The 3,558-nt window shown below is 61.1% G+C and carries 2 protein-coding genes and 1 pseudogene; 2 read left to right on the plus strand and 1 reads right to left on the minus strand.

Annotated features, from left to right (window positions below; all coding sequences use genetic code 11):
• Nucleotides 1-468: pseudogene (locus ACXJKO_RS30600) on the minus strand (outer membrane protein); the annotation flags it as partial.
• Nucleotides 469-1,096: 628 nt separating this feature from the next.
• Between ACXJKO_RS30600 and ACXJKO_RS30605 the strand changes: the two are divergent.
• Together ACXJKO_RS30605 and ACXJKO_RS30610 are read left to right on the plus strand one after the other, a co-directional pair.
• Nucleotides 1,097-2,035, plus strand: coding sequence for a GGDEF domain-containing protein (locus ACXJKO_RS30605; RefSeq protein WP_457094781.1), 939 nt, complete (start codon nucleotides 1,097-1,099; stop codon nucleotides 2,033-2,035).
• Nucleotides 2,036-2,534: 499 nt separating this feature from the next.
• Nucleotides 2,535-3,558, plus strand: a 1,024-nt coding sequence (locus tag ACXJKO_RS30610) for an ABC transporter substrate-binding protein (RefSeq protein ID WP_457094782.1), incomplete at its 3' end; no start/stop codon positions are given.

Below are 3,558 nucleotides of genomic sequence, written 5' to 3' on the forward strand. Positions count from 1 at the left end.
GTCAAACGCGACACCCGCGCGGAGGCGCGCCGTGCCGAACCAATCCGACAGATTGTTGTTGAACTCGCCGGGCACGAAGACGCCAGGAGCTCCAGCCGGCACGAAGCGGACATCCTCGCCATTGTCGGTGTCGGCCCACTGAATGTCGGCCTCGACACCCCAGACGAAGGAGCCGGTCTGGAAATTGTAGCCGATCTGGCCGCCGCCGACGAAGCCACCGTCGCCGTTGCCCGGGAAGAACAGCGTGCCCGGGGCGACACCGTTCAGAATGACGGTTTGCTGGTTATCGTCACGCCAGCCCCAGCCGGCATTCACACCGGCATAGAAGCCGGTCCAGGTGAAGAGCGGAGCGGCCGCAATGATCGGCGGAGGAGCGGCACGGACGGGAAGGTCGGCGGCGGAAGCAGCGGAGATGCCAGCGGTGGTAAGGGCCGTGGCGGCCAGGAGGCCAAAAAGACGGGTTTTCATGGGCAATCATCCCTTGTGCGAGGAGTCGCAGGAGCAGAGTATGGATGAAGAACAAGTTCTGCCTATGGTAAAGCTGCAACACTGCTTGGATTTAGGCGCTTTTCTGCCCGATTTTCTGTTCTGACCCCATGCTTAACGCTTCGTTAATCCTTCGGCTCATTTGACAGAGCGGAGGTTGCGTGCGGTACTGGTCCTGTTTTCGGAAGGCTCCGAAGGCGAGGAGATGAACTCAACCCTGCCCCGCAACGGGCAGGGTTTTTTGTATCTGGGCGACCGTCCTCAGAGATTGTCCGGCTGCCTTTCAGGGTTTTGCCTGATGGTGTAGCTTGAAGGAGCCCTCGAACGGACCGGGCACGGTCTCCCATCTCGGTAAGAGACAGGAGTAGTGTCAGGCCCATCATCCCCGAAGATCAAGGTCCTTGGCGGACCGCAGCGCCGCCGCTTTCGGGTAAGGCAGCGCTGCATGGATGCGAGCCGCTTCTGGCATAATCGACGTGTCGCCTTCGAGGGCGGCCGATCACGCCGCATCCGGGACGAAGCCAGATTACGGGGAAACCCTCAGTGGACGGCCAGCTTGCAGCTTGGCAATGGCTGGCTATCCTGCTTGTCGTTCTTGCCTCGAGTTTCGATGACCTCACTTCCTTTCGCCCCTGATGACGAAGCCCTCCGTTGCCTCGTGGAGGCCCTCACGGAAAGCGGGCAGGCCGTGTCCATCTTCGATGCCGCGGACAACCTCCGGTACGCCAACAAGACCTACCAGGGCATGTTCCTGGGGAACTACGAGGGTCCGCTCACCTTCACCGGCATCCTCCGCCACGCGCACAGGAACAGGCTTGGCGTGCGGATCGATGACAATGACGTCGAGGCCCTCATCGCCAGAACCCTGCCGCGGCGTCGGAGCCTACCCCGCAAGTCGTTCGAGACCGACCTTGTTGATGGCCGCTGGTTCTGGATCGACCACACGGTGCTCCCGAACGGCTGGGTGCTGTCCGTGGGCGCTGACATCACGGCCTTGAAGAACAACGAGAAGTCCCTGCGCCAGACCCATGAGGCGGCGCTTACGGCGTCCCAGACCGATCAGCTCACGGGACTGCCGAACCGCCGCCATATCCTGGAACTGCTCGATGAGGCACTCGCCGCCAATGAGGGCACCGGATCCGGCTTGTGCATTGCCGTGATCGACATCGATCACTTCAAGGCCATCAACGACACGCATGGGCACGAGGCGGGCGATGCCGTCCTTGAGCACTTTGCGCGGTCCTGCCGGGAGAGGGTGCGGGCCCACGACCGCTTGGGCCGGACCGGCGGGGAGGAGTTCCTGCTGCTGCTGCCCGAGGCTCGGCTCGACGACGCCGTACGCATCATCGATCGCATCCGGGACGGCTTCCCTCCGGCGGTCCTGGGGCACAGTGGGCTCGAACTGCCTTGCACCTTCAGTGCTGGCGTGACCGAGGCCCTGCCGGACGACGACCGCAGTTCGATCCTCCGCCGGGCGGATCGGGCCCTGTATGCCGCCAAGGAGGAGGGGCGGAACCGCACCAGGATCGGCTCCGAAGAAACGCGCTGAGGGGCCGCTCACCGCATGGCAAGCATGCGGGCAGCGTCGTTGATCACCGCACTGCCCGTGAGCGACCAGGACGTCGACGATCCGGTACTCAGGATGGAAGGTGCGAGATGCGGAGATCGAAAGGGTTCCACCTGCCGACTTCATCCAGCCGCGCCATGACAGGAAGGTCGGTTCATGGCACCTCTCGGAAGTAGACCGAAGATCTGCTCTCGCAACGAACAGCGGACATTCCTAGAGGGCAGGGGATCGTCAGTGCGTGACCCATTCCGGAAGTTGAACCCTAGCCGCAGTCAGCCCGCCGTGCATTACTCTCGGTCGTGACCACGGGTCGTATGGGGGCATTTCGATGACCGCTGAGCGAGTGGAACGGCGACCGACGGCGGTCTGGCGGTCGACGGGCAGGCCTGCCCCTACGGAAGCGGATGGGGAAAGCTTCCTTGGATGCCCTTACCGGGTGGCGGGAAATCCTCGGCGGACTGGTGGGTCCCATGGAGGCCGCATGGCCGCATCGTACACATTGAGGATGGAGCGGCTGATCAATCTCTGGCTCGCCGTCGCCGTCATTCTTTTGGTCTCAATTGGCGGGCCTGCCGCTCAGCCTAAGTCTGGCGAACCTGCTGCTCAGCCGAAAACGATCCTGTTCATCGATTCGTTTGGCCCGAATTTCCAGCAGGGGATCTTATGGAGCAGGGAGATCCAGAATGAACTGAACCGACAGTCGCCCTGGTCACTAGACATTCAAGAACATGCCCTCGTCACGGCTCGGAATGGTGACGAGGCTGCTGAAGCCAAATTCGTTGAATATCTCAGGGTGCTCTATGCTCAACGACCGCCCGATTTGATTGTCACAATGGGCGGACCTGCGGCACGCTTCATCCAGCGACATAGGGCAGACCTGTATCCAACAACCCCGATGCTGCTCGCGGCAGTCGAAGTACGACTGCTTGATCCATCCATGTTGTCCGAGCAAGATGCTGTGACTGCGGTACGGTTCGATCAGGTTGCTCTTGTCGATAACATTTTGCGGCTGTTGCCGAAGACAAAGGCCATTGCTTTTATACTGGGAAACTCCCCCGGTGAGCGATTTTGGACTGGCGAGCAGCAACGGATATTGGGTCCGCTTCTAGCGAATAAGGTTGAATTGATCTTTTACAACGAGCGACCCTTCGAGGAGATCTTGAAGGACGTTGCAAGGCTCCCGCCCAACAGTGCAATCTTTTTTCAGCAGATGGCGGTGGACGGCGCAGGAGCCGTCTATGGAGACAAGGAGCCGTTGAAGCGCATCCATGAGGTCGCCAACGCTCCCATTTTTTCGTTCGACATGTCTTACTTCAACGGTGAGGTTGTCGGTGGCCCGATGTTTTCACCGGCCGAGGGCGCCCGACCGACTGCCGCTGTTGCCGTCCGCATCCTGGGAGGCGAGAAGGCCAGTGGCATCAAGGTTCCTGTCATCGAATTCTCGGCACCGAAATACGATTGGCGACTGCTCAATCGCTGGAACATCAGCGAGAGCCGCCTGCCCC

The sequence above is a fragment of the Microvirga sp. P5_D2 genome, assembly GCF_054049475.1.